Here is a 20,203-nt window from a genome sequence, read left to right on the forward strand (position 1 = left end):
GCCACCACGGAGCACACCGACGCCGGGAACCGCCCCGACAAAGACACAGGCACAGGCGCAGGCACGGGCAGAGACAATGGCCCAGGCGCCGGTCCGGACCTGGACCGGCGCAGCCGGCCACAGAAACTCCTCAACGGCCTCACCAGCGCCTGCAGCCTCGCCATGCGCACCGGGAAACTACCCGCCAACGGCGGCCTCCCACCCCAACTCACCGTCACCATCGGCTACCAAGAACTCCTCCACCAAGCCCAAAACCACCAACACCACAACCAGCACAACACCAGAACCGGCACCGGCACCGCGACAGGGACAGTCACTGGCACAGGCACCGCGACAGCGACAGGGACTGGCACCGCAACGTTCACCGGACCGATCCACCCAAACACCATCCGCAAAATCGCCTGCGACGCCGAGATCCTCCCCGTCCTGCTCGGCAGCGACTCCCGCGTCCTGAACATCGGCCGCACCACCCGGATCTTCCCACCCCACATCCGCAAAGCCATCACCGCCCGCGACCAAGGCTGCGCCTTCCCCGACTGCACCATGCCCGCACCCTGGTGCGAAGCCCACCACACCACCTACTGGTCCCACGGCGGCACCACATCAACAGACAACGGCACCCTGCTCTGCAACCACCACCACCACCTCATCCACAAAGAACAATGGCGCATCGACATGAAAACCGGCGTCCCCTGGTTCATCCCCCCACCCCACATCGACCCCCACCAAACACCCCGACGCAACCACCACCACACACCCCACAGAACATAGAAAAAGCGGTGGCAGAACATCAACACGCCCACAAACGGCGACGGGCGGCGCCCCGGGTATGCCCTTGGGTCGTTCGTGTCTTCCTAGGACTCCCAGGGCCAGCTTGAGAGGCTGTTTTCTGCCGCCTCGCCGCCTAGGCTGAAACTCGAACCCTGCTGACTCTACAAAGCAGCTGACTCAACAAGGCGACAGGGTCAGGGACCAGCCACTATCAAGGAGCACACCATGAGGATTGCCGTCACGGGCGGAAGCGGAAAACTGGGTAGGAGCGTAGTCCGGCGACTCACGCAGGATGGCCACCAAGTGCTCAACATTGACCGCGCCGGTACCCGGGGCAAGGGCTACGTCAACGTGGATCTCCGTGATTACGGGCAGGTCCTGGATGTCATCCTGGGCCTGGATGACCAGCACCACGGCTTGGACGCTATCGTTCACCTGGCCGCCATTCCCGCACCAGGCCTTGCCCCCGACGCCGCAATTTTCGAGAACAATATGGTGTCCACCTACAACGTGTTCCAAGCTGCCCGTCGGGCCGGCATCAAGAAGGTGGTCTATGCCTCCAGCGAGACGGTACTGGGACTCCCCTTCGACATCGCTCCTCCCTATATTCCCGTGGACGAGGAATACGCGGCCCGGCCGGAAAGCACCTACTCGCTGGTCAAGCATCTCGAGGAGCAGATGGCCATCCAGCTCACGCGATGGGATCCGGAACTGAGCATCACGGCGCTGCGTTTCTCCAACGTCATGGACCCCGAGGACTACGATGCCTTCCCGTCCTTCGACACTGACGCAAACCTTCGGAAATGGAACCTGTGGGGCTACATCGACGCCCGCGACGGTGCACTGGCAGTAGTCAAGGCCCTGGAACATGGCGTGCCGGGCTTCGAGACCTTCATCATAGCCGCCGCCGATACCGTGATGAGCCGAAGCAGCGCCGATTTGGCCGCTGAAGTCTTCCCCGGCGTCGAGGTCCTCAAGGAACTGGGCGAGCACGAAACCATGCTGTCCATCGAGAAAGCGCGCAGGCTCCTGGGTTTTGAGCCCGAACACAGTTGGCGCAATGTCCACTCCAACCGGACGACGCCCACCGAGGATTGAACCCACCTGCCCGCTGACGCGCGACGGCCCACCCCTTAACCGCAGTTTCCTGCAAGCACTCGTAAAGGGATGGGCCGGCGCAGCTTCAGTTACCGCTAGATCATGGTCATGACCATGGCGGGATCGGCCAGGATGGAGCCCAGATCCGCGAGGAACCGTGAACCCTGTTCGCCGTCCACCAAGCGGTGGTCGAAGGACAGGCTCAGGGACATGACCTGGCGGACGGCGAGTTGGTCATTCACCACCCATGGCGCCTTCCGCACAGCACCCAGTGCCACAATGGCGGCCTCGCCCGGGTTCAGGATAGGGGTCCCGGCGTCGATGCCGAACACGCCAATGTTGGTGATGGAGATGGTCCCACCGGACAAGTCAGCGGGGGACGTCTTGCCCGCCCTGGCAGTATCGGTCAGTTCAGTGAGCGCCGTGGAGAGCTCACGTAGTGTCAGCCGGTCAGCGTCCTTGATATTCGGTACCGTCAGGCCACGCGGCGTTGCTGCGGCGATGCCCAGGTTCACATAGTTGAACTGGACAATCTCCTGGCTCGCCTCATCCCAGCGGGAATTCAGCGACGGGTTGTTCCCCAGCGCCACCAGGACCGCCTTGGCCGCGATGGTCAGCGGTGTCAGCTTGTAGCCTTCGAACGTCCGGTTGCCTTTGAGCCGGGCCAACAACTCCATGGTTGCCGTGACGTCGACGGTCAGGAACTCCGTCACGTGCGGCGCGGTGAAAGCACTTTGCACCATAGCCGCGGCCGTGAACTTCCGTACTCCCCTGATGGGTGTCCTTGCCTCCCGCTCACCCTGTGCATCAGAAATCGTGGCCTCGGCTGGAGCCTCCATTGCACCGGAGAAGTTCTGGACATCCTCGCGGGTGATGAGTCCGCCCGGCCCGGTACCGTGAACCACTTCGAGGTCGATTCCGAGATCACGGGCGAGCTTTCGCACCGGCGGAGTAGAACGTGGTCGCTCAGGGTTTCCTTCCTCTGCACGACCCGCCGCCATGGGTTCGACGATCGCTGGCGCCTCCGGAGTTACCGGCTCCACCGGGGTTACCGGCGCTGGGACCTTGATGTCCCGTACCTGCCCCCGGGAGCGCCGTGTCGGACGGCCGGAATGTTCGACGACGGCGCCGTACCCCACCAGGTTCGGCTCACGTTTCGCCGGGGCCCCCACCGCTTCAGCACCGGCATTTGCCAGAGAGCCGTTGGCAGAGGTTTCGACGGCGGTCCGCTCACCAGCGGAGCCGCTGCCAGCGGCCGGCGCGCCACCCACGTTGGAGGGCCCGGCGTCGTCAACCTCGAACGAAACGATCGGCTTGCCGACCTCCACCACCGTGCCGGGCTGCTCATGAAGTTCTGCCACCACTCCTGCGAAGGGAGAGGGCAACTCCACAACGGCCTTGGCGGTTTCCACCTCGGCGATCACCTGGTTCAGCGTGACAGTGTCCCCCACAGCCACCTTCCAGCTCAGGATTTCCGATTCCGTGAGGCCTTCACCAAGGTCCGGCAGCCTGAATTCCTTGATCATGGTGGCGGTCATCCTTCCAGTCCACTCAGCGAGTTGGGGCGGCCCAAGGCGCGGTCAACGCCGTCGAGAATCCTGTCCAAATCCGGCAGGTGGTGCATTTCGAGCTTCGAGTAGGGGTAGGGCACATCGAAGCCGGTGATGCGAACGGGTGCGGACTCCAGATAATGGAAGCACCGTTCAGTGATGCTGGCGGCGATCTCCGCACCCAAGCCGCCGGACTGGCCGGCCTCGTGGGTGATGACCAAGCGGCCCGTCTTGCGGACAGATGCTTCCACCACGGGGTAGTCCACGGGGGCCAGTGAACGGAGGTCGATGACTTCCACGGAAATGCCTTCGTCAGCCGCTGCCATCGCGGCGTCCTTGGCTGTTTTCACCAATGGGCCGTAGGCAACCAGTGTCACGTCAGAACCGGCGCTGACCACCGCGGCCTTGTCCAACGGAAGTGCCGTGGAGAGGTCGATGGTTTCGTCCACATCACCCTTGTCGTGATAGCGACGCTTGGGTTCAAAGTAGAGGACGGGATCATCGGAGGCGATCGCCTGCTGGATCATGGTGTAGGCATCCTGCGGATTGGACACTGCCACAACCCGGAGACCGGAGGTATGGGTGAAGTAGGCCTCGGGCGACTCTGAATGGTGTTCCGGCGAGCCGATGCCACCCCCGAATGGAACGCGGATGGTGATGGGCATCTTGACCCGCCCCTGGGTACGGTAGTGCATCTTGGCTACCTGGCTGACAATCTGGTCGAAGGCAGGGTAGATGAAGCCATCGAACTGGATCTCGCACACGGGACGGTAGCCGCGGTAGGCCAGGCCAACCGCGGTGCCGATAATGCCTGACTCGGCCAGAGGCGAATCGATGACCCGGTGCTTTCCGAAGTCTTTCTGGAGTCCGTCGGTGACACGGAAGACACCACCGAGCGCGCCAATATCCTCGCCCATCAGGACCACTTTGGGATCGTTTTCCAGTGACTTCCGGAGGCCGGCGTTGATGGCCCGGGCAAACGTGAGCTTGGACATCAGAGTGCACCTTCCTCGACGGGCTGGTTGAAGCTGTTCAGGTATCGCGAGTAGTGGTCCTTCTGGCGTTCAATCCAGGAATTGGGGGTGCTGTAGACGTGATTGAAGACGTCCAACGGCTGCGGGTCCGGCATCCCGATACAGCTGGAACGGAGCTCGGCTGCCACGGCGTCGGCCCTCCTTTTGACGCGGGCCTCAACGTCCTCGGTGAGGAGGCCTTTGGCCTCCAGGAGCTTGCGCAGCCGCAGGATGGGATCCTTGGCGGCCCAGTCTTCGAGTTCGATCGGGTCGCGGTACCGGGTGGGGTCGTCGGCAGTGGTGTGGGGACCCATACGGTAGGTGACGGCCTCGATAAACGTGGGTCCGCCGCCTTTGCGTGCACGGTCCAGGGCGACCCGAGTGGCAGCCATGACAGCGAGAACGTCGTTGCCGTCAACCCGCATGCTCGGAATTCCGAATCCGGTGGGCCTGTCGGCCAATTGCACGTGCGACTGTACTCGCACCGGTTCTGAAATGGCCCAATGGTTGTTCTGGCAGAAAAAGACCACGGGAGCCTGGTAACTGGCGGCGAACACCATGGCCTCGTTCACGTCGCCTTCACTCGTGGCACCATCACCGAAGTAGGCCAGAACTGCAGTGTTGGCTCCATCCAGCTGGACTCCCATGGCGTAGCCTGTGGCGTGCAGGCTCTGGGATCCGATGATGATCTGTGGCGTGGCCAGGTTGATGCGCTGCGGGTCCCAGCCATAGGAGGCATTGCCGCGCCACACCCTGGCGATCTCGGATAGATGGGCGCCACGAACATAGGCCACGCCGCTTTCGCGGTAGCTGGGAAAGACGAAGTCGTCATCGCGCAGCGAGCGGCTGGAGCCGATCTGCGACGCTTCCTGGCCCAGCAGCGGTGGCCACAATGCCAGCTCGCCCTGACGTTGGAGTGCCGTCGCTTCGGCATCGATACGGCGGATAACTGTCATGTCCTCATACAAGGAACACAACTGCTCATCTCCGACATCCTTGACCCAGACATCGAATTCCGGATGGCTGATCCGCTCGCCTTCCGGCGACACCAACTGGAGCAGATTGCCGCCAGTCCTCAAGGGATTTTGTGCACTATGTCCAGGGCCCGGAGTGTCGTGGTGCACTCCCTTGCCCGCCTGATCCGTCAACACAGGTGATCGCAACCTTCCGGCTCGTTTTCGTCGGCGCTGGCTGGACTTGTGATCCTGCCGCAGACCGGCCCTCCGGCACCTTCGCCGGAGTTAATTGTGACCCTACTCACAACGCACATCGGGTACAACTGCCCTTCCGAAAATTGAGCATTCTGCCCTGTTTCGGCTCAGCTCACCGTGCTAATCTTGCGCATTATGCAACCCCTGGATGGCACTGACACCCGGCTCCTTTCCGCGATGGCCAAAGACCCCCGTGGGACAGTGGTGGCACTTGCCCAAAAGCTGGGCCTGTCCCGCAACACGGTGCAGGCCCGCATGGCCCAGCTGGAGAAAAAGCACGCCTTCCTCTCCTTTGAGCGACGGATCAACCCGGCCGCGCTGGGCTATCCGTTGACGGCATTCATCACGGTTCACGTCCAGCAGCAAAAACTCGCCTCCCTGGCGCAGGACCTGGCAGACGTTCCGGAAATCCTTGAGGGCTTTGGCCTCACGGGCTCGGCGGACCTGCTGTTGCGTGTTGTTGCCTTGGACGCCGAGGACCTCTACCGCATCAATGGAAAGATCCTGGGCTGCGATGGGGTGGAACGGACCGACACAGCACTGGCGATGCGCGAGATGATCCCTTACCGCGTACAGCCGCTCCTGGGGAGGCGCTCCGGGGACTAAAAATCCCTCCTCACCTGCGCTTATTCGCAGGCCGGTACTTGCCCGCCGAACCCGCATGCGATTGGATGCAAGAGGACGTACCGGGGGCCGGCCAGAGGACCCCGGCCATGTGGTGGCGCTGCCGAAGGCTGCCGAAAGGGGCACTACCGTGAGCAACCCGCAACAACCCGAGCCCAACTACCCGGGCCAAAACCCGCCGCCGGTGCCTCCCGGGCCCGGATACCCCCCTCAGACCGGGGGCACGCCGCAGTGGCAACAGCCGCCGTCGTCCACTGCTCCCCAAGCTGGCGGCCCCCAAACCGGTGGGCCCCAGTATGGCGGCCCCCAGTACCCAACACCCGGTCAGGAGCCGAACACCCAGAATCCTTATCCGCAAGGCCAATTCCAGTCCGGGCAGTACCCTCCGGGCCAATTCGGCCAGCCGCCGGCCCGGAAGAGCAGGAAGGTCTTGTGGATCGTCCTCAGCATCGTTGCCGGCGTGATCGTGCTGGCAGTGGTGGGCGTACTCCTGCTGGTCAACCTGGTGGGAAATGCGACGTCCAAGGCCAGGTCCTTGGCGGACGAATTCACCAACTTGGTGGTCTCAGGCCAAACCGAGCAGGCTTACGACAACTACCTGAGCCAGCCATTGAAGGATGAGCTGGACAAGGAGTCGTTCGTGGACGGCATTGCCAGCCTCGAACTGGATAGTTCGTGCAAGCCGAACTACAGCTCGGTGAATGTGAACAACAACAACGGCAACAACAAAGCCGATCTCTCCGGTGCCTTGCAATGCGACGGCAAGACCATCGATCTCCACTACGTCTTCGAGGGCACCAGCGACCTCAAGATGAGCAGCATCCGCCTCCGCCCCTAGCCGCAGGAAAGAATTTCCGCACACCACCCATCCACCTGCGCCTATGGTCCGAATCACTGCTTGAGAGCCCCACCCGGGGCTCAGCAGGACGGCCGGAATATCCGGCCATCACCGGAAGGTTCGGACCATGCGTACTTCGCCCAATCGCCTGATCGCCACCATCTTCGGAGCTGTCTACCTCCTGGTAGGCGTGCTCGGATTCTTTGTCACCTCGGGAATCGGCTTCTTCGCCACCGAGGGCGCCAACCTGATCATCTTCGCCGTGAACCCACTTCACAACATCATCCACCTGGCCATCGGCGCTGCCCTTCTGTACGCCGGCATGAACAGCGTCACGCTGTCCAAATCCGTCAACACGGCAGTAGGCGGCGTGTACCTTCTGGTGGGTATCCTCGGACTTTTCCTGGTGGGTTCGTCCCTGAACATCATTGCCCTCAACGGTGCAGACAATGTGCTGCACCTTGCCAGCGCTGTGGTCCTGCTGGGTGTGGCACTGTCCCAGGACAAGGCAGCCGTAGCCTCCGCCCGCGCCTGATCCGCCTGATCACCGAGTAAACAGCGAGAGGACGGCAAGAACCATGGAACGCAGATACCACCCCACACTGAACGCAGCGACCCTCCTGTTCGTGTACTTCGCAGCGATGGCCGCCGGGATGGTTGAGCTTTCCCTTGCCGCCGGATATCTCACCGGAACAGCGTCAGTGACACCCGGGATGGTGGTAGCCGGCGTGGCAACCCTCGCGGCGGGCCTGGCCTTTTTGGCCTGGTCCCTGCGGGGACTGCACCGCAACGCCCTGGTCTTCGCACGATTCGCGTTTCCGGTTCTCGCCGTTACTGCTGCTGCGCACCTCGCAGTCACAGTTACCGGGATCAGCTCCCTGCGCTCACTGGACGTGAGCCACTTTGCCGCCCTTGGCCTGACGCTCATGGCTCTTGCCGGAGCTGGCTGGCTGAGGCGGCAGCACAAGACCAACGACGGCGGCGCCCACGGCCAGCCAAGGACCGGGCGGCTTCTGGCAGCCGCGTTCGGAGCCGCCGTCGTTGTTGCAACAGTGGCAACACCGGGACTGGCCGCCTCGCTGGCAGGACAGCACGCTGTCCCACATGGCGAGCACGGCCAGGCCCCTCACGGAGAAAACGGCCAGGGCTCCAATCCCGCCCTGGACCCGGGTCGCCACCACTAGTTGACGGCGACCGCACCGGCGCACCATTGACACTGCCCACTGTTGATGGTGCGCCTGGTTCGTGGATCATGGAGCCATGGATCCCGTAGAGGCACTCGACGAAATCTCCTTCTGGCTCGAACGCAGCCAGGCCCCCACCTTCAAGGTCCAGGCCTTCCGGAAAGCGGCCGACGCCGTGCGGCAGCTTTCGCCCGAAGAGTTGGCGAAGCTTGTGGGTACCGGACGGATCACCAGCCTCAAGGGCGTCGGCAACCGCAGTGCCGAAGTCATCACACAGGCCCTCGAAGACCGGATCCCCGAATACCTTGCGGACCTGCGCCAACGTGGCACGGAATCGTTGGCCTCCGGAGGAGACACGCTCCGGGCCGCACTGCGCGGCGATCTTCACAGCCACAGCAACTGGTCCGACGGCGGCTCGCCCATCGAAGCCATGGTGGCAGCGGCACGGACCCTCGGCCGCGAGTATCTTGCCCTCACCGACCACTCTCCCAATCTCACCATCGCCAACGGACTGAGCGTGGAGCGGCTTGAGAAGCAGCTTGGCGTGGTGGAGGGAATCAACTCATCCCAGGATGGATTCCGCCTCCTCAAAGGCATTGAAGTGGACATCCTCGAAGACGGAACCCTGGACCAGACTCCCCACATGCTGGGCCAACTGGACGTGGTGGTGGCCAGCGTCCATTCCAAACTCCGGTCAGACAAAATGACCATGACCACCCGGATGTTGGGCGGCATCACCGATCCCCACACCAACGTGCTGGGGCACTGCACCGGCCGCCTCGTCCAGGGATCACGGGGTACGCGGCCCGAGTCCGAGTTCGATGCCGCGAAAGTCTTCAAAGAGTGCGCGGACTGGGGTGTCGCCGTCGAAATCAATTCCCGTCCCGAGCGTCAGGACCCACCGGACAACCTGATCAAAATGGCTCTGGACGCCGGCTGCCTGTTCAGCATTGACAGTGATGCCCATGCTCCTGGCCAACTCGACTTCCTGCAATACGGTGCCGAACGCGCCGAAGCCCTGGGCGTCCCCAAAGAACGGATTGTCACCACCTGGCCTCTGGAACAGCTGACGGAGTGGCTCAGCCTGAAGAAATAGGCTCAGCCTGAAGCATCCGGCACCCAAGAGGAAGGCCCCTCCTGCACGTTGTTCGCAGGAGGGGCCTTCCTTGGGTAGTGATGGTCGAGCCGACGCTAGTGCTCTACTGCCTTCTCGGCACCGACGCCGGTCAGCGAGCGCACTTCCATTTCCGCCTGCTTGGCCGGATCTTCGCGCCGCTTGTCCAGAACGGTTCCGAGCCATCCCAGGAAGAAGGCCAACGGGATTGACACGATGCCCGGGTTGCTCAGCGGGAACAGGGCGAAGTTCGCTCCGGGGATCATGGACGTCTTGGCGCCCGAAACCACGGGTGAGAACGTGATCAGCAGGATGGCTGCAGCCAAACCGCCATACATGCTCCAGACAGCGCCCTGGGTAGTGAACTTCTTCCAGAACAGGGAGTAGACGATGGTGGGCAGGTTCGCCGACGCGGCAACAGCGAAGGCGAGCGCCACCAGGAAGGCCACGTTCTGTCCGTTGGCAAAGATGCCGCCCAGGATGGCAAGGACGCCGATCACCAGTACCGTCCGGCGGGCCACCTTCACCTCGGTGATGGCATCCGCTTTGCCTTTGGCAATGACATTTGCGTAGATGTCGTGGGCGAAGGATGCAGCCGCCGTGATGGTCAGACCAGCCACCACCGCCAGGATGGTGGCGAAGGCAACCGCCGAAATGAAGCCCAGGAGCAAAGGGCCGCCAAGGTGGAAGGCAAGCAGCGGCGCGGCGGAGTTCACTCCGCCGGGCGCGGACTTGATGGTTTCCGCCCCCACAAGGGCTGCTGCACCATAGCCCAGCACCAGGGTGAAGAGGTAGAACAGGCCGATCAGCCAGATCGCCCAGACCACGGATTTACGGGCTTCCTTGGCTGTCGGGACAGTGTAGAAGCGCATCAGCACGTGAGGCAGTGCGGCTGTACCGAGGACCAGGGCAAGGCCGAGGGACATGAAGTCGAGCTTGGACGTTTCGGTCTTTCCGTACTGCAGCCCGGGGTTCAGGATGGCCGGGTTATTGGCTGCTTCAGCTGCGGAGCCCAGCAGGCTGGACAGATTGAAACCGTAGATCGCGAGCACCATGGCTGTCATGACCCCTGCACCGGCAATGAGCAGGATGGCTTTGATGATCTGTACCCAGGTGGTGCCCTTCATGCCGCCGATGAGTACATACATGATCATCAAGGCCCCGACGACGATGATCACCAAGGCCTGACCGCCCCAGTCGCTGATGCCCAGCAGGAGCGAAATCAGGCTGCCCGCTCCTGCCATCTGGGCGAGGAGGTAGAAGAAGCAGACGGCCAAGGTGGAGAGTGCGGCCGCAATTCGGACAGGGCGCTGACGTAAGCGGAAGGACAAAACGTCAGCCATGGTGAACTTGCCGGTGTTGCGGAGCAGTTCAGCCACCAGGAGCAAAGCGACGAGCCAAGCGACGAGGAAGCCGATGGAGTACAGGAACCCGTCGTAGCCGTTGATGGCAATGGCGCCGGTAATGCCGAGGAAGGAGGCCGCCGACAGGTAGTCTCCGGCGATAGCCGTGCCGTTCTGCGATCCAGTAAATGATCGGCCGGCTGCGTAGTAGTCCGCTGCGGTCTTGTTGTTCCGGCTGGCCCGGAAGACGATCACCATGGTGACCGCCACGAAGAGGGCGAAAATGCCCATGTTGAGCAGGGTGGTGTCTTTTAGCGCTTCGACGTTGACTGCTGCCGGGACCATGGTGTTCATTTGACTCCCCCGCTGATCACATTGCCGTCCTTATCAAATTCGTGGCCCTCGATCTCATTGCGGATTTCAGCAGCGATGGGGTCCAGCTTCCTGTTGGAGTAGCTCACGTACCATGCCGTGATGCCGAAGGTAGTAACGAACTGCAGCAGGCCGAGGATCAGCCCGACGTTGATGTTGCCCCATACCTTGATGGACATGAAGCCCACCGCGTAATCGGCCAAAAGAACATATGCGAAATACCAGAGCAGGAATACGACTGCCATCGGGAAGACAAAGCTGCGGTGCCGCTTGCGCAGTGTCTTGAACCGTTCCGTCTGTTGAACTTCCTGGAAGTCCACGGACGCTGTTTCGTCCTGGGGTTGGGCCTCATTACCCATGGTTCCTCCTGATTGTGATGTGTCCACACCAGCTCCACATGTCTTGCCAATGTGACTGCAATCACTATCGAACGCCGCCGGGCGCCTCTTCCAGAGCATCGCGCACTGCCATCGCTCAACGGTTGCGGTGCTGCGCCAAACGGTGGGATGTGAACCACCTTCCGTGGAATCGGACCGAGGTGGAGGAGCATCCGGCTACGCTGGCCTTATGCCCGAATCCCCGCTGTTCACAGCCGCTGCCATCGCCGTGATCGTGCTGGCCATCGCCGTCGTCGTGGGTGTTGGGCTGAAGGTGATGCGTTCCTTCCGGGACCTAGGCACCGACGCCGAACGGGCCACTTACAACACTTTGCACGCCGCTTCCCGGGCCGGGCAGCATCTCCGTGGCGGCCTCCAGCCGGCCGGTGCAGCGAAAGCGAGTAAGCAGCTGCGCGTACTGCTGGGCTGCGATGCCTTGGCCATCACCGACACCGATTCTGTGCTCGCGTGGGATGGTACAGCCGAGGAACTCAGGCCGTCGTTGATGCGTCTTGCTGCCGAGGTCTTGACCACGGGCCGAACCGCAGTGGTGCCGCACGCCGGGCATCGGACCACTGCCAAAGCCGAGCATGGAAACCATGACTTCAGTGCCGTGATTGCTCCCATCCGTTCCGGATCCAAGGTGGTCGGCTCTGTGGCGGCCCTGGCGCCGGCGGCAGGTGCCGGGCTGGTCAGGGCCACCAGCGAGGTGGCCGACTGGATTGCCGCCCAGCTGGAACTGACGGAGCTCGAAGCCTCCCGGACCTTGCTGATGGAGGCTGAGGTCAGAGCGCTGCGAGCCCAAATCAGCCCGCATTTCATCTACAACTCCCTCAATGCCATCGCCTCTTTCATCAACACCGACCCCGCTCGGGCACGGGAGTTGGTGGTGGAGTTCGCCGACTTCACCCGGTACTCCTTCCGGCGCCACGGCGACTTCACCACACTGGCCGAGGAACTGCGCTGCATCGACCGTTATCTCCTGCTGGAACGGGCACGCTTCGGCGAACGCGTCCAAGTGAGCCTGAGGATCGCCCCTGAGGTCCTCAGCACGGTCATCCCGTTCCTCAGCCTGCAGCCTTTGGTGGAGAATGCGGTCCGGCACGGGCTGGAGGCCAAGGAGGGCCCGGGCCATATCACCATCTGCGCCAACGACTCCGGTGCGTTCGCTGAAGTCACCATCGAGGACGACGGCGTGGGGATGGACCCCGAGCACCTGCGGTCAGTGCTCGCCGGGCACACGGATGGGATCCACGTGGGACTGCGCAACGTGGATGCCCGCTTGCGCCAGGTCTACGGGGACGAGCACGGGCTGGTCATCGACACTGCTCCCGGGGAAGGAACCCTGATCACCATGCGGGTGCCGAAATCCCAGCCGGGTCATGACGCCTGAGGTGACGGTTAGTCTTTAAACATGATCAACGTGCTCGTCGCTGATGACGAACTGCCCGCCGTGGAGGAGCTTGCCTTCCTGCTGGGCCGGGATGAAAGGATTGGTGCCATCCACCGGGCCTCCTCCGGTGCTGAGGCGCTGCGGACCCTGGAAACGGAGTCTGTGGACGCTGTCTTCCTCGACATCCACATGCCGGCGTTGTCTGGCCTGGATATCGCACGGGCCATTTCCCGCAGCAGCCATCCACCTGCCGTCGTTTTTGTCACCGCCGATGAAGACTGCGCGCTGGAAGCTTTCGACCTCGCCGCGATCGACTACCTCCTGAAGCCGCTGCGCGCCGAACGGCTCTCCCGCTCTGTGGATCGCATCAGTGACCTGATCAAGGAAGGCACCCCCGCGCCTGAGATGATCACGGTGGACCTTGGCAGCACCACCCGCATGATCCGCCGGGATGACGTGACCTACGTACAGGCCCAGGGCGACTACGCGAGGCTGCACACGGCCGAAGCCAGCTATCTCATCCGGGTTCCCCTCAGCGACCTTGAACAGAAATGGGCAGAGGCAGGGTTCATCCGGATCCACCGCTCGTACCTGATCGCCCTGAACCACGTCCAGCACCTGAGGTTGTCCGCAACAGGGCCCAGCGTAGCCGTGGCCGGAGCTGAGTTGCCCATCAGCCGACGCCACCTGCCCTCCGTCCGGGACAAGCTGCAGTCCACGCGTATCCGGCCGCAGGGATGACGCGCGTCCGGGTGACGGCGCCCCGCCCTTCGGCCACAGCGGCGTCCGGCCGGTTGCCATATCCGCGTGAGGTCGCCGAAGACTCCGATGCCGGAAAACTCTTCATCCGGTCCCTGATCCGATCCCAGTTGCGCTTGGCGCTGGTGGTGGCCTGCTGCTTCCTGATCATCCTCGTGGTGATCGCACTGTTCCTGGTATACGGGCCGGGGGTGGCGGAAACCCGGATGTTCGGCATCCCACTGGACTGGATGGTGCTGGGCGCCGGCATCTACCCGGTGATTGGCTTGAGCGCCTGGCTGTACAACCGCGCGGCCGCCCGCAACGAGGCCCGCTACAGGGACTTGGTGGAGGACAAGTGAACCCTGCTGTGGGCCTGTTCGCTTTCCTTGCCGTGTCGCTGGCGACGGCAGTCATCGGCTTCTACGGTCTGCGTATCTCTCGGACAACCGGCGACTTCTACGTGGCTTCGCGAACCGTCCCGCCCTGGTGGAATGCCTCCGCAATCGGCGGCGAGTACCTCTCCGCCGCCAGTTTCCTGGGCGTCGCCGGGCTGATCCTGCTGTCAGGAACGGACGCGCTCTGGTTTCCCGTGGGATACACCGCCGGCTACTTGATGCTGTTGCTCTTTGTGGCTGCTCCCCTGCGTCGATCCGGCGCCTACACCATTCCCGACTTCACCGAAGCCCGCCTGGATTCCGCACTGGTCCGTCGCGTGACCAGCCTGGTGGTAGTCGCCGTTGGCTGGCTGTACATCGTCCCTCAACTCCACGGGGCGGCACTCACCATCCGCATCACCACCGGCCTGCCGTCGTGGGTAGGCTCGACGGCGGTTGTTGTGGTCGTGTGCCTCACGGTGGTGGCCGGTGGCATGCGTTCCATCACGTTTGTCCAGGCATTCCAGTACTGGCTGAAACTGACTGCCCTGGCAGTTCCGGTGGTCTTCGTGCTGCTGGTGCTGGCCGGTAACGGCACCGCACCCCAGGCTCCGCTTCCCATCAACCCCACAGGCCAGGCCTCCGCCGGCGCGTACCAGCACATTTCCCTGTTGGTGGCGTTGCTCTTCGGAACCCTGGGCCTGCCCCACGTCCTGGTGCGGTTCTACACCAACCCGGACGGGCAATCCGCCCGGAGAACCACACTCATTGTGTTGGGCCTGCTCTCAGTCTTTTATCTTTTTCCCACCGTGTCCGGCGCGGTGGGACGAATGTTCGCGCCCGAACTCGCACAGTCGGGCCAGGCCGACGCCTTGGTCCTCCTGCTCCCCGGCAAGCTGATAGGGGGCACCGCCGGAGACCTTCTCTCCGCCCTCGTCGTAGCCGGAGCCTTCGCAGCTTTCCTGTCCACCACCTCGGGGTTGGTGGTTTCGCTGTCGGGAGTCATCAGCCAGGACCTCTTCGGCGGAAGCGTCAGGGGATTCCGCCTCGCAGCGGTGCTGGCCGCCGTCGTGCCTTTGGGCTTTGCCTTGATGACCGACACCCTGGCCCTGGCCGGGAGCGTTGGCCTGGTCTTCGCCTTCACAGCCTCCACCATTTGCCCGGTCCTGCTCCTGGGAATCTGGTGGCGCGGACTGACCGACGCCGGCGCGATTGCCGGAATGCTGACCGGTGCACTGCTCTGCGGTGGTGCCATGGTGATGGGTACGCTCATGGGATCAGGTAACGCGCCCGCGTGGCTTGCCCAGCCGGCGGCGTGGAGTGTTCCGGCGGCGTTCGCGGTGACGGTAATAGTGTCCCTCGCAACGAAAAGCCGTGTGCCGGCGTCGGTGAACCGCGTCATGTCGCGGCTGCACGTTCCGGAGCGGCCGGTAGTCACCGAGCGCTAGGCCCGGCCTGTTGTCCGCGCAGCAGCCAGGGTGGACAATGACGCCATGTCCGAGGAACCGGGCGCCTCCAGCCCAGAGCCGCCGGCGAGACCGACGGAGTTGTCACCGAGTGTCCGCGCGCAATTGCTGGCCACCGAACACTGGAGCCTGCTCGCCTCGCGCAGTACCACCCAAGGCGAAGTCCTCACCCGCATCAGCATGTTCCTGACCTTCACTTCGGCGAGCCTGTTGAGTGTGGCGCTGGTGGGTAACGCCACACAGTTTTCAGATGCCTTCAGGGCCTTCGCACTGACCATCCTCAGCATCGACCTGGTGGTTGGCCTGCTCACTCACGTCCGCGTCATGAGTGTGGGCATGGAAGACCTGATGTATGTCCTGGCGATGAACCGCTTGCGCGCGGCCTACGTCGACCTGGATCCCGGCATAGGGCCGTACCTCATGGCCGGCGCCCACGATGACGAAGAAGGAGCCAAAAGAACGTACTACTTCCTGGGCGTTCGGACAGACTTCAGCCAGGTCGCTGGCAGCAGCATGGTCTTTATGGGGTTCGTCAACTCGGCCTTGATCGCCCTGCTTCTGGGATCGGCACTCCTGACAGCCGGGCTTCCCCCAGTGGCGGCAGTCCCCGTGGCCGTTCTAGTGGCCTTGGCCTTCTTCGGCACCTCGCTCGCCCGCGGCCACAAACGCTACTTGGCAGTGTGGAAGAACAACCCGCCAGTTTCCCCCAGCGCTCACTAGCCCGCCCGACGAGCGGGGTCTGGATTAGTCGATAGCCGCCATAAGCTCTACGGCGCGGGCCAGGAATGCGTCCACCTGGGCTTCTTCGTAGCCTTCATCGCCCTTGGCCGCCCGGAACACGGCCCGGCGGACAGTGTCCACGCTCAGGACCTGGTCGTGCTCAAGGTAGCCCACCAGTTCAGCACACAGGGCGTCCACGTCCTGGATGTTGTAGCTGCGCGCCCGCTTACTGGAAGGTCGACGGAACCGCTCGCCATCGGGCCGGTGAAGCCGGCCCCGCAGGATGCCGGAGAGTTTGCCGATCTGGCGCAGCCAGGCTTCTTCGCCCTGCTGGCTGATCAGGTCATCACGCTCGCGGCGTGCAAACGCATCCTCGAGCCGGTCCAGGGCAGCGTCCACGCTGTGCGCGTCGTACCCACCTTTGACGGGGTCAAAGGCCACGTCCCGCACGTCCACGCTGGCCACCTGGTCAGCGGTACCCACGGGGTTCTCGAACGACGTCCTGGCACGCTGAAGGAACTCGTCAACTTGTTTGGCGTTATAGCCGTACTTGCTGCGCTCCACGCGATCGAACGTTGCGGGAATCTGGCGTCGAATATCCACGGACACTAATTTTCCTTCGTTGATTGTCAGACGCCGCTGAGCAGCGCGAACAGAACATAGGCTACAGGGGCCGCGAACACAATGGAGTCCAGGCGGTCCATGACGCCACCGTGGCCAGGCAGGATACTGCTCATGTCCTTGACCCCCAATTCGCGTTTGACCATGGACTCGGCAAGGTCGCCTGCCGTAGCTGCGGCCACCATGCCAACGGCCAGGAGCAAGCCCACCCACCAGGGCTTGTCGAGGAGGAAGATACAGGCCAGGACGCCAATCAGCATGGCGCCACCCACCGACCCCGCGAAACCCTCCCACGACTTTTTGGGACTGATTTTTGGGGCCATGGGGTGCTTCCCGAAGGACGCCCCAACGATGTATCCAAACGTGTCATTGGAGACGACCAACAGCAGCATGGACGCAATCTGCCATGCGCCTTCGGGGATCCCATCCGGCCAAAAGCCCACAGGAGTGGGGCCGCTGGTGGTGTGCAAGGACAGCGACGCGAAGCTGATCAGGAAAGGAATCCACGCCAGGGTGAACACACCGGCGAACACGCTCCGCGGCGCTCCAGCGGCGCTCTCGATGGAGCGCCACAGCAGGACGGCCACGGAACTCGCCGTCATGGTGAACAGCAAACCTTCCAGACCGCCGAAATAGGCCGATACCGGCATCACCAGGCTGCCAACCATCACGGGGATGATCGGCATCCTGGTGCCCTGGGCTTCGAGGGCCCGGAAAACTTCCCACACACCCAACACAGCAAAAGCCGTGGTGAGCAGGACGAATCCCAAAGGGAGGAAAAGCAATCCGCCCAAAACCGCCAGAAGCATGGAAAGCCCGACGCCGATGGCGGCCGGAAGGTTCCGGCCGGCCTTAGGCGTGGGGTTCGTCCGTACGCGCCTGGCACGCTGAGGGGTGTCGCGTGTCGGGACCCGTCCAGCGGGTGCCGGCTCAGCCTGGTTCATCAGACCTCGAGCAGCTCGGCTTCCTTGCGCTTGAGCAACTCGTCGATGCTGTCAACGTGCTGCTTGGTCAGGGCGTCGAGCTCCTTCTCAGCGCGGGCACCCTCATCTTCGCCGGCTTCGCCGTCCTTGACGAGCTTGTCCAGTGTGTCCTTTGCCTTGCGGCGGATGCTGCGGATGGAGACCTTGGCGTCTTCACCCTTGCCCTTGACAATCTTGACGTATTCCTTGCGACGCTCCTTGGTGAGCTCAGGAATGGTAACGCGGATGACGTTGCCGTCGTTCGAGGGGTTGGCACCAACCTCGGAATCGCTCAACGCCTTCTCAATGTCGCGCAGGGCGGTTTTGTCGTAGGGCGTGATGAGGATGGTCCGGGCATCGGGAACACCGAAGGAAGCCAACTGCTGGAGCGGCGTGGGGGTGCCGTAATACTCGACAATTACCTTGTTGTAGAGACCGGGGTTGGCCCGACCCGTACGGATCGTAGCGAAATCGTCCTTGGCTACCTCAACCGCCTTGTCCATCTTTTCGCCGGCTTCGAGCAAGGTCTCTTCGATCACGGGTTTCTCCTCAGAAATAAGTTGCCGCCCTTATGCAGGCCGCAGTGCACAGTAAAGATCCGCCGTGAGAGGCGGAAGGTCCTAGAAATATCCTAGCCCCAGCTAGGGAGTAACCAAGGTTCCCAGCGTTTCGCCGAGGATGGCACGGGTAACGTTGCCCTCGCCTTCCATGCCGAAGACCACCATGGACAGTTTGTTGTCCTTGCACATGGTCATGGCCGTCTGGTCCATGACTCGGATGTCCCTGCGCAGGGCGTCGTCGTAGCTGAGGACGTCCAGCTTCTCGGCTGTGGGGTCTTTCTTGGGATCGGCAGTGTAGACGCCATCCACACCGCTCTTGGCCATAAGGACCACGTCAGCATGGACTTCGAGGGCACGCTGGGCCGCTACGGTGTCAGTGGAGAAGTAGGGCAGTCCGGCGCCTGCACCGAAGATGACAACGCGGCCCTTCTCCATGTGGCGGATGGCGCGGCGGGGAATATAGGCCTCTGCAACCTGGCCCATGGTGATGGCGCTCTGGACGCGGGTTTCAACGCCTGCCTGCTCCAGGAAGTCCTGCAGGGCCAGGCAGTTCATGACCGTGCCGAGCATGCCCATGTAGTCGGCGCGGGAACGGTCCATGCCGCTCTGGGACAGCTCTGCGCCGCGGAAGAAGTTGCCGCCACCTACGACGATTGCCACCTCGACGTCGGAGACAGCTGCGGCGATCTGCTTGGCGATGGCCCGGACGGTTTCAGGATCGACCCCGAGCTTGCCTCCGCCGATGACCTCACCGGAAAGTTTCAGAAGTACACGTCGGCGGGTCTTCTCGGGCTGGATTGCAGTGTTGACGGTTTCCATGGTGCCTCCCGTTGGTGGACTCTGGCTAGATTATCGTGCTGTGGGTCCGCGCAGGTACTACCCGGACGGGTGCATGAAAAAGGGGCGGCCACCGAAGTGACCACCCCTTTTCATGAATTACTAGTTTCCTACGCGGAAACGGGTTACTGCGGTTGCCTTGACGCCGGCTTCTTCGAGGACCTGTGCAACAGTCTTCTTGGAATCCTTGGCGAATGCCTGGTCAACCAGAACTTCGCCCTTGTAGAAGCCCGTCACGCGGCCTTCAACGATCTTCGAAAGAGCAGCTTCGGGCTTGCCTTCAGCCTTGGCGGTCTCTTCGGCGATGCGGCGCTCGGACTCGACCAGTTCGGCCGGAACGTCGTCGCGGGTCAGGTAATTCGGAGCCATTGCTGCAACGTGGACAGCGATGTCGTGTGCGGCGGTGGCAGCGGCTTCGCCTTCACCGTCAACAGCGAACAGGACGCCGACCTGGGCCGGGAGGTCCTTGGACGTCTTGTGCAGGTAAGCGTCAACCGTGGTTCCCTCAACGCGGGAGATACGACGGACAACGACCTTTTCGCCGAGGACAGCACCCTCTTCGACAACAACCTCGGACAACGGCTTGCCGTCAACCTCGGTAGCCAGCAGGGTCTCGAGATCGGCTGCGCCGGACTCGACTGCAACGTTGAGGACCTTGTCAGCCAGCTGGATGAACTTGTCAGCCTTGGCAACGAAGTCAGTCTCGCAGTTGACCTCGATCATTACGCCGACGCCGCCGTTGACCTTGGCAGCAACCAAGCCTTCAGCGGTCGAACGGCCTTCGCGCTTGGTGGCGCCCTTGAGGCCCTTGATGCGGATGATTTCGATGGCCTTCTCGGCGTCACCGTTGGCTTCGTCAAGAGCCTTCTTGACGTCCATCATGCCGGCGCCGGTGCGCTCGCGCAGGGCCTTGATGTCAGCAGCAGTGTAGTTCGCCATGTGAACCCCTCTGTCTAGAATTTGTGTGTTTACGGACTGACAGGACGGCCGCCCACCATGTGGGCTGCCATCCTGTCAGTTGCCCCCGATGCTGT

General features: G+C 62.8%; 22 protein-coding genes. 12 read left to right on the plus strand and 10 right to left on the minus strand.

Annotation, left to right across the window (positions count from 1 at the left end; all coding sequences use genetic code 11):
- Together ABIE35_RS19815 and ABIE35_RS19820 are read left to right on the plus strand one after the other, a co-directional pair.
- On the plus strand, positions 1 to 771 hold a 771-nt coding region (locus ABIE35_RS19815), incomplete at its 5' end, for an HNH endonuclease signature motif containing protein (RefSeq protein ID WP_354517588.1).
- 225 nt (positions 772 to 996) lie between these two features.
- Positions 997 to 1,869 (plus strand): NAD-dependent epimerase/dehydratase family protein, encoded by an 873-nt coding sequence (locus tag ABIE35_RS19820; RefSeq protein WP_354517589.1) that lies wholly within the window; start codon positions 997 to 999, stop codon positions 1,867 to 1,869.
- A gap of 95 nt (positions 1,870 to 1,964) precedes the next feature.
- Here ABIE35_RS19820 and ABIE35_RS19825 read toward each other — a convergent pair whose 3' ends face one another.
- From ABIE35_RS19825 to pdhA, 3 genes are read right to left on the minus strand one after another with little or no spacing between them, the layout of a single operon-like run.
- Positions 1,965 to 3,407: a 2-oxo acid dehydrogenase subunit E2 gene (locus ABIE35_RS19825; protein ID WP_354517590.1), complete on the minus strand. Its 1,443-nt coding sequence runs from the start codon at positions 3,405 to 3,407 to the stop codon at positions 1,965 to 1,967.
- The gene (locus ABIE35_RS19830) at positions 3,404 to 4,414 is read right to left on the minus strand and encodes an alpha-ketoacid dehydrogenase subunit beta (protein ID WP_354517591.1); all 1,011 of its coding nucleotides are present in this window, start codon (positions 4,412 to 4,414) and stop codon (positions 3,404 to 3,406) included. Before ABIE35_RS19830 ends, ABIE35_RS19825 begins: the two co-directional genes overlap by 4 nt.
- Entirely contained in the window at positions 4,414 to 5,583 is a 1,170-nt protein-coding gene (pdhA, locus tag ABIE35_RS19835) for a pyruvate dehydrogenase (acetyl-transferring) E1 component subunit alpha (protein WP_354517592.1), read from the minus strand. The genes ABIE35_RS19830 and pdhA overlap by 1 nt, the downstream gene beginning before the upstream one ends.
- Before the next feature lie 195 nt (positions 5,584 to 5,778).
- Here pdhA and ABIE35_RS19840 point away from each other — a divergent pair, with 195 nt between their 5' ends.
- The 5 genes from ABIE35_RS19840 to ABIE35_RS19860 all read left to right on the plus strand — a co-directional run bounded on the left by ABIE35_RS19840 (position 5,779) and on the right by ABIE35_RS19860 (position 9,385).
- Positions 5,779 to 6,249 (plus strand): Lrp/AsnC family transcriptional regulator, encoded by a 471-nt coding sequence (locus ABIE35_RS19840; RefSeq protein WP_354517593.1) that lies wholly within the window; start codon positions 5,779 to 5,781, stop codon positions 6,247 to 6,249.
- Positions 6,250 to 6,397: 148 nt separating this feature from the next.
- Positions 6,398 to 7,105 (plus strand): hypothetical protein, encoded by a 708-nt coding sequence (locus ABIE35_RS19845; RefSeq protein WP_354517594.1) that lies wholly within the window; start codon positions 6,398 to 6,400, stop codon positions 7,103 to 7,105.
- A gap of 127 nt (positions 7,106 to 7,232) precedes the next feature.
- Positions 7,233 to 7,640 (plus strand): DUF4383 domain-containing protein, encoded by a 408-nt coding sequence (locus ABIE35_RS19850; RefSeq protein WP_011774231.1) that lies wholly within the window; start codon positions 7,233 to 7,235, stop codon positions 7,638 to 7,640.
- A gap of 43 nt (positions 7,641 to 7,683) precedes the next feature.
- A complete protein-coding gene (locus tag ABIE35_RS19855; protein WP_354517596.1) occupies positions 7,684 to 8,289 on the plus strand; it encodes a hypothetical protein in 606 nt (201 codons plus the stop codon).
- 76 nt (positions 8,290 to 8,365) lie between these two features.
- Positions 8,366 to 9,385, plus strand: a complete 1,020-nt coding sequence (locus ABIE35_RS19860) for a PHP domain-containing protein (protein ID WP_354517597.1) — start codon at positions 8,366 to 8,368, stop codon at positions 9,383 to 9,385.
- A 95-nt stretch (positions 9,386 to 9,480) separates the two neighbouring features.
- Here ABIE35_RS19860 and ABIE35_RS19865 read toward each other — a convergent pair whose 3' ends face one another.
- Both ABIE35_RS19865 and ABIE35_RS19870 read right to left on the minus strand, forming a co-directional pair.
- Positions 9,481 to 11,100: a monocarboxylic acid transporter gene (locus ABIE35_RS19865; protein WP_354517598.1), complete on the minus strand. Its 1,620-nt coding sequence runs from the start codon at positions 11,098 to 11,100 to the stop codon at positions 9,481 to 9,483.
- Positions 11,097 to 11,477 carry a DUF485 domain-containing protein gene (locus ABIE35_RS19870; protein WP_354517599.1) on the minus strand — a complete coding sequence of 127 codons (381 nt, stop codon included), beginning with the start codon at positions 11,475 to 11,477 and terminating at the stop codon, positions 11,097 to 11,099. The genes ABIE35_RS19865 and ABIE35_RS19870 overlap by 4 nt, the downstream gene beginning before the upstream one ends.
- A 208-nt stretch (positions 11,478 to 11,685) precedes the next feature.
- Between ABIE35_RS19870 and ABIE35_RS19875 the strand changes: the two genes are divergently transcribed.
- From ABIE35_RS19875 to ABIE35_RS19895, 5 genes are read left to right on the plus strand one after another with little or no spacing between them, the layout of a single operon-like run.
- Complete coding sequence (locus tag ABIE35_RS19875; RefSeq protein ID WP_354517600.1) at positions 11,686 to 12,888, plus strand: sensor histidine kinase; 1,203 nt, start codon at positions 11,686 to 11,688, stop codon at positions 12,886 to 12,888.
- 21 nt (positions 12,889 to 12,909) lie between these two features.
- The gene (locus tag ABIE35_RS19880; protein WP_354517602.1) at positions 12,910 to 13,629 is read left to right on the plus strand and encodes a LytR/AlgR family response regulator transcription factor; all 720 of its coding nucleotides are present in this window, start codon (positions 12,910 to 12,912) and stop codon (positions 13,627 to 13,629) included.
- Positions 13,626 to 13,988, plus strand: a complete 363-nt coding sequence (locus ABIE35_RS19885; RefSeq protein ID WP_354517603.1) for a hypothetical protein — start codon at positions 13,626 to 13,628, stop codon at positions 13,986 to 13,988. The genes ABIE35_RS19880 and ABIE35_RS19885 overlap by 4 nt, the downstream gene beginning before the upstream one ends.
- Positions 13,985 to 15,451 (plus strand): sodium/solute symporter, encoded by a 1,467-nt coding sequence (locus ABIE35_RS19890; RefSeq protein WP_354517604.1) that lies wholly within the window; start codon positions 13,985 to 13,987, stop codon positions 15,449 to 15,451. Before ABIE35_RS19885 ends, ABIE35_RS19890 begins: the two co-directional genes overlap by 4 nt.
- Before the next feature lie 45 nt (positions 15,452 to 15,496).
- Positions 15,497 to 16,189, plus strand: a complete 693-nt coding sequence (locus tag ABIE35_RS19895; RefSeq protein ID WP_354517605.1) for a hypothetical protein — start codon at positions 15,497 to 15,499, stop codon at positions 16,187 to 16,189.
- Between the two features lie 24 nt (positions 16,190 to 16,213).
- On the opposite strand, the gene ABIE35_RS19900 is transcribed toward ABIE35_RS19895, so the two are convergent.
- The 5 genes from ABIE35_RS19900 to tsf all read right to left on the minus strand — a co-directional run bounded on the left by ABIE35_RS19900 (position 16,214) and on the right by tsf (position 20,108).
- Positions 16,214 to 16,798 carry a DivIVA domain-containing protein gene (locus tag ABIE35_RS19900; protein ID WP_354517607.1) on the minus strand — a complete coding sequence of 195 codons (585 nt, stop codon included), beginning with the start codon at positions 16,796 to 16,798 and terminating at the stop codon, positions 16,214 to 16,216.
- Positions 16,799 to 16,818: 20 nt separating this feature from the next.
- Positions 16,819 to 17,754 carry a phosphatidate cytidylyltransferase gene (locus tag ABIE35_RS19905; protein WP_089594331.1) on the minus strand — a complete coding sequence of 312 codons (936 nt, stop codon included), beginning with the start codon at positions 17,752 to 17,754 and terminating at the stop codon, positions 16,819 to 16,821.
- Positions 17,754 to 18,311 (minus strand): ribosome recycling factor, encoded by a 558-nt coding sequence (gene frr / locus ABIE35_RS19910; RefSeq protein ID WP_026541491.1) that lies wholly within the window; start codon positions 18,309 to 18,311, stop codon positions 17,754 to 17,756. Before frr ends, ABIE35_RS19905 begins: the two co-directional genes overlap by 1 nt.
- 102 nt (positions 18,312 to 18,413) lie before the next feature.
- Positions 18,414 to 19,151, minus strand: a complete 738-nt coding sequence (pyrH, locus tag ABIE35_RS19915; protein ID WP_207596961.1) for a UMP kinase — start codon at positions 19,149 to 19,151, stop codon at positions 18,414 to 18,416.
- 120 nt (positions 19,152 to 19,271) lie between these two features.
- On the minus strand, positions 19,272 to 20,108 hold the full coding sequence (gene tsf, locus ABIE35_RS19920; protein WP_026541489.1) for a translation elongation factor Ts: 837 nt from the start codon (positions 20,106 to 20,108) through the stop codon (positions 19,272 to 19,274).
- Positions 20,109 to 20,203 lie beyond the last annotated feature (95 nt).

This window comes from Paenarthrobacter sp. 4246, from assembly GCF_040546855.1.
Lineage (GTDB): Bacteria > Actinomycetota > Actinomycetes > Actinomycetales > Micrococcaceae > Arthrobacter.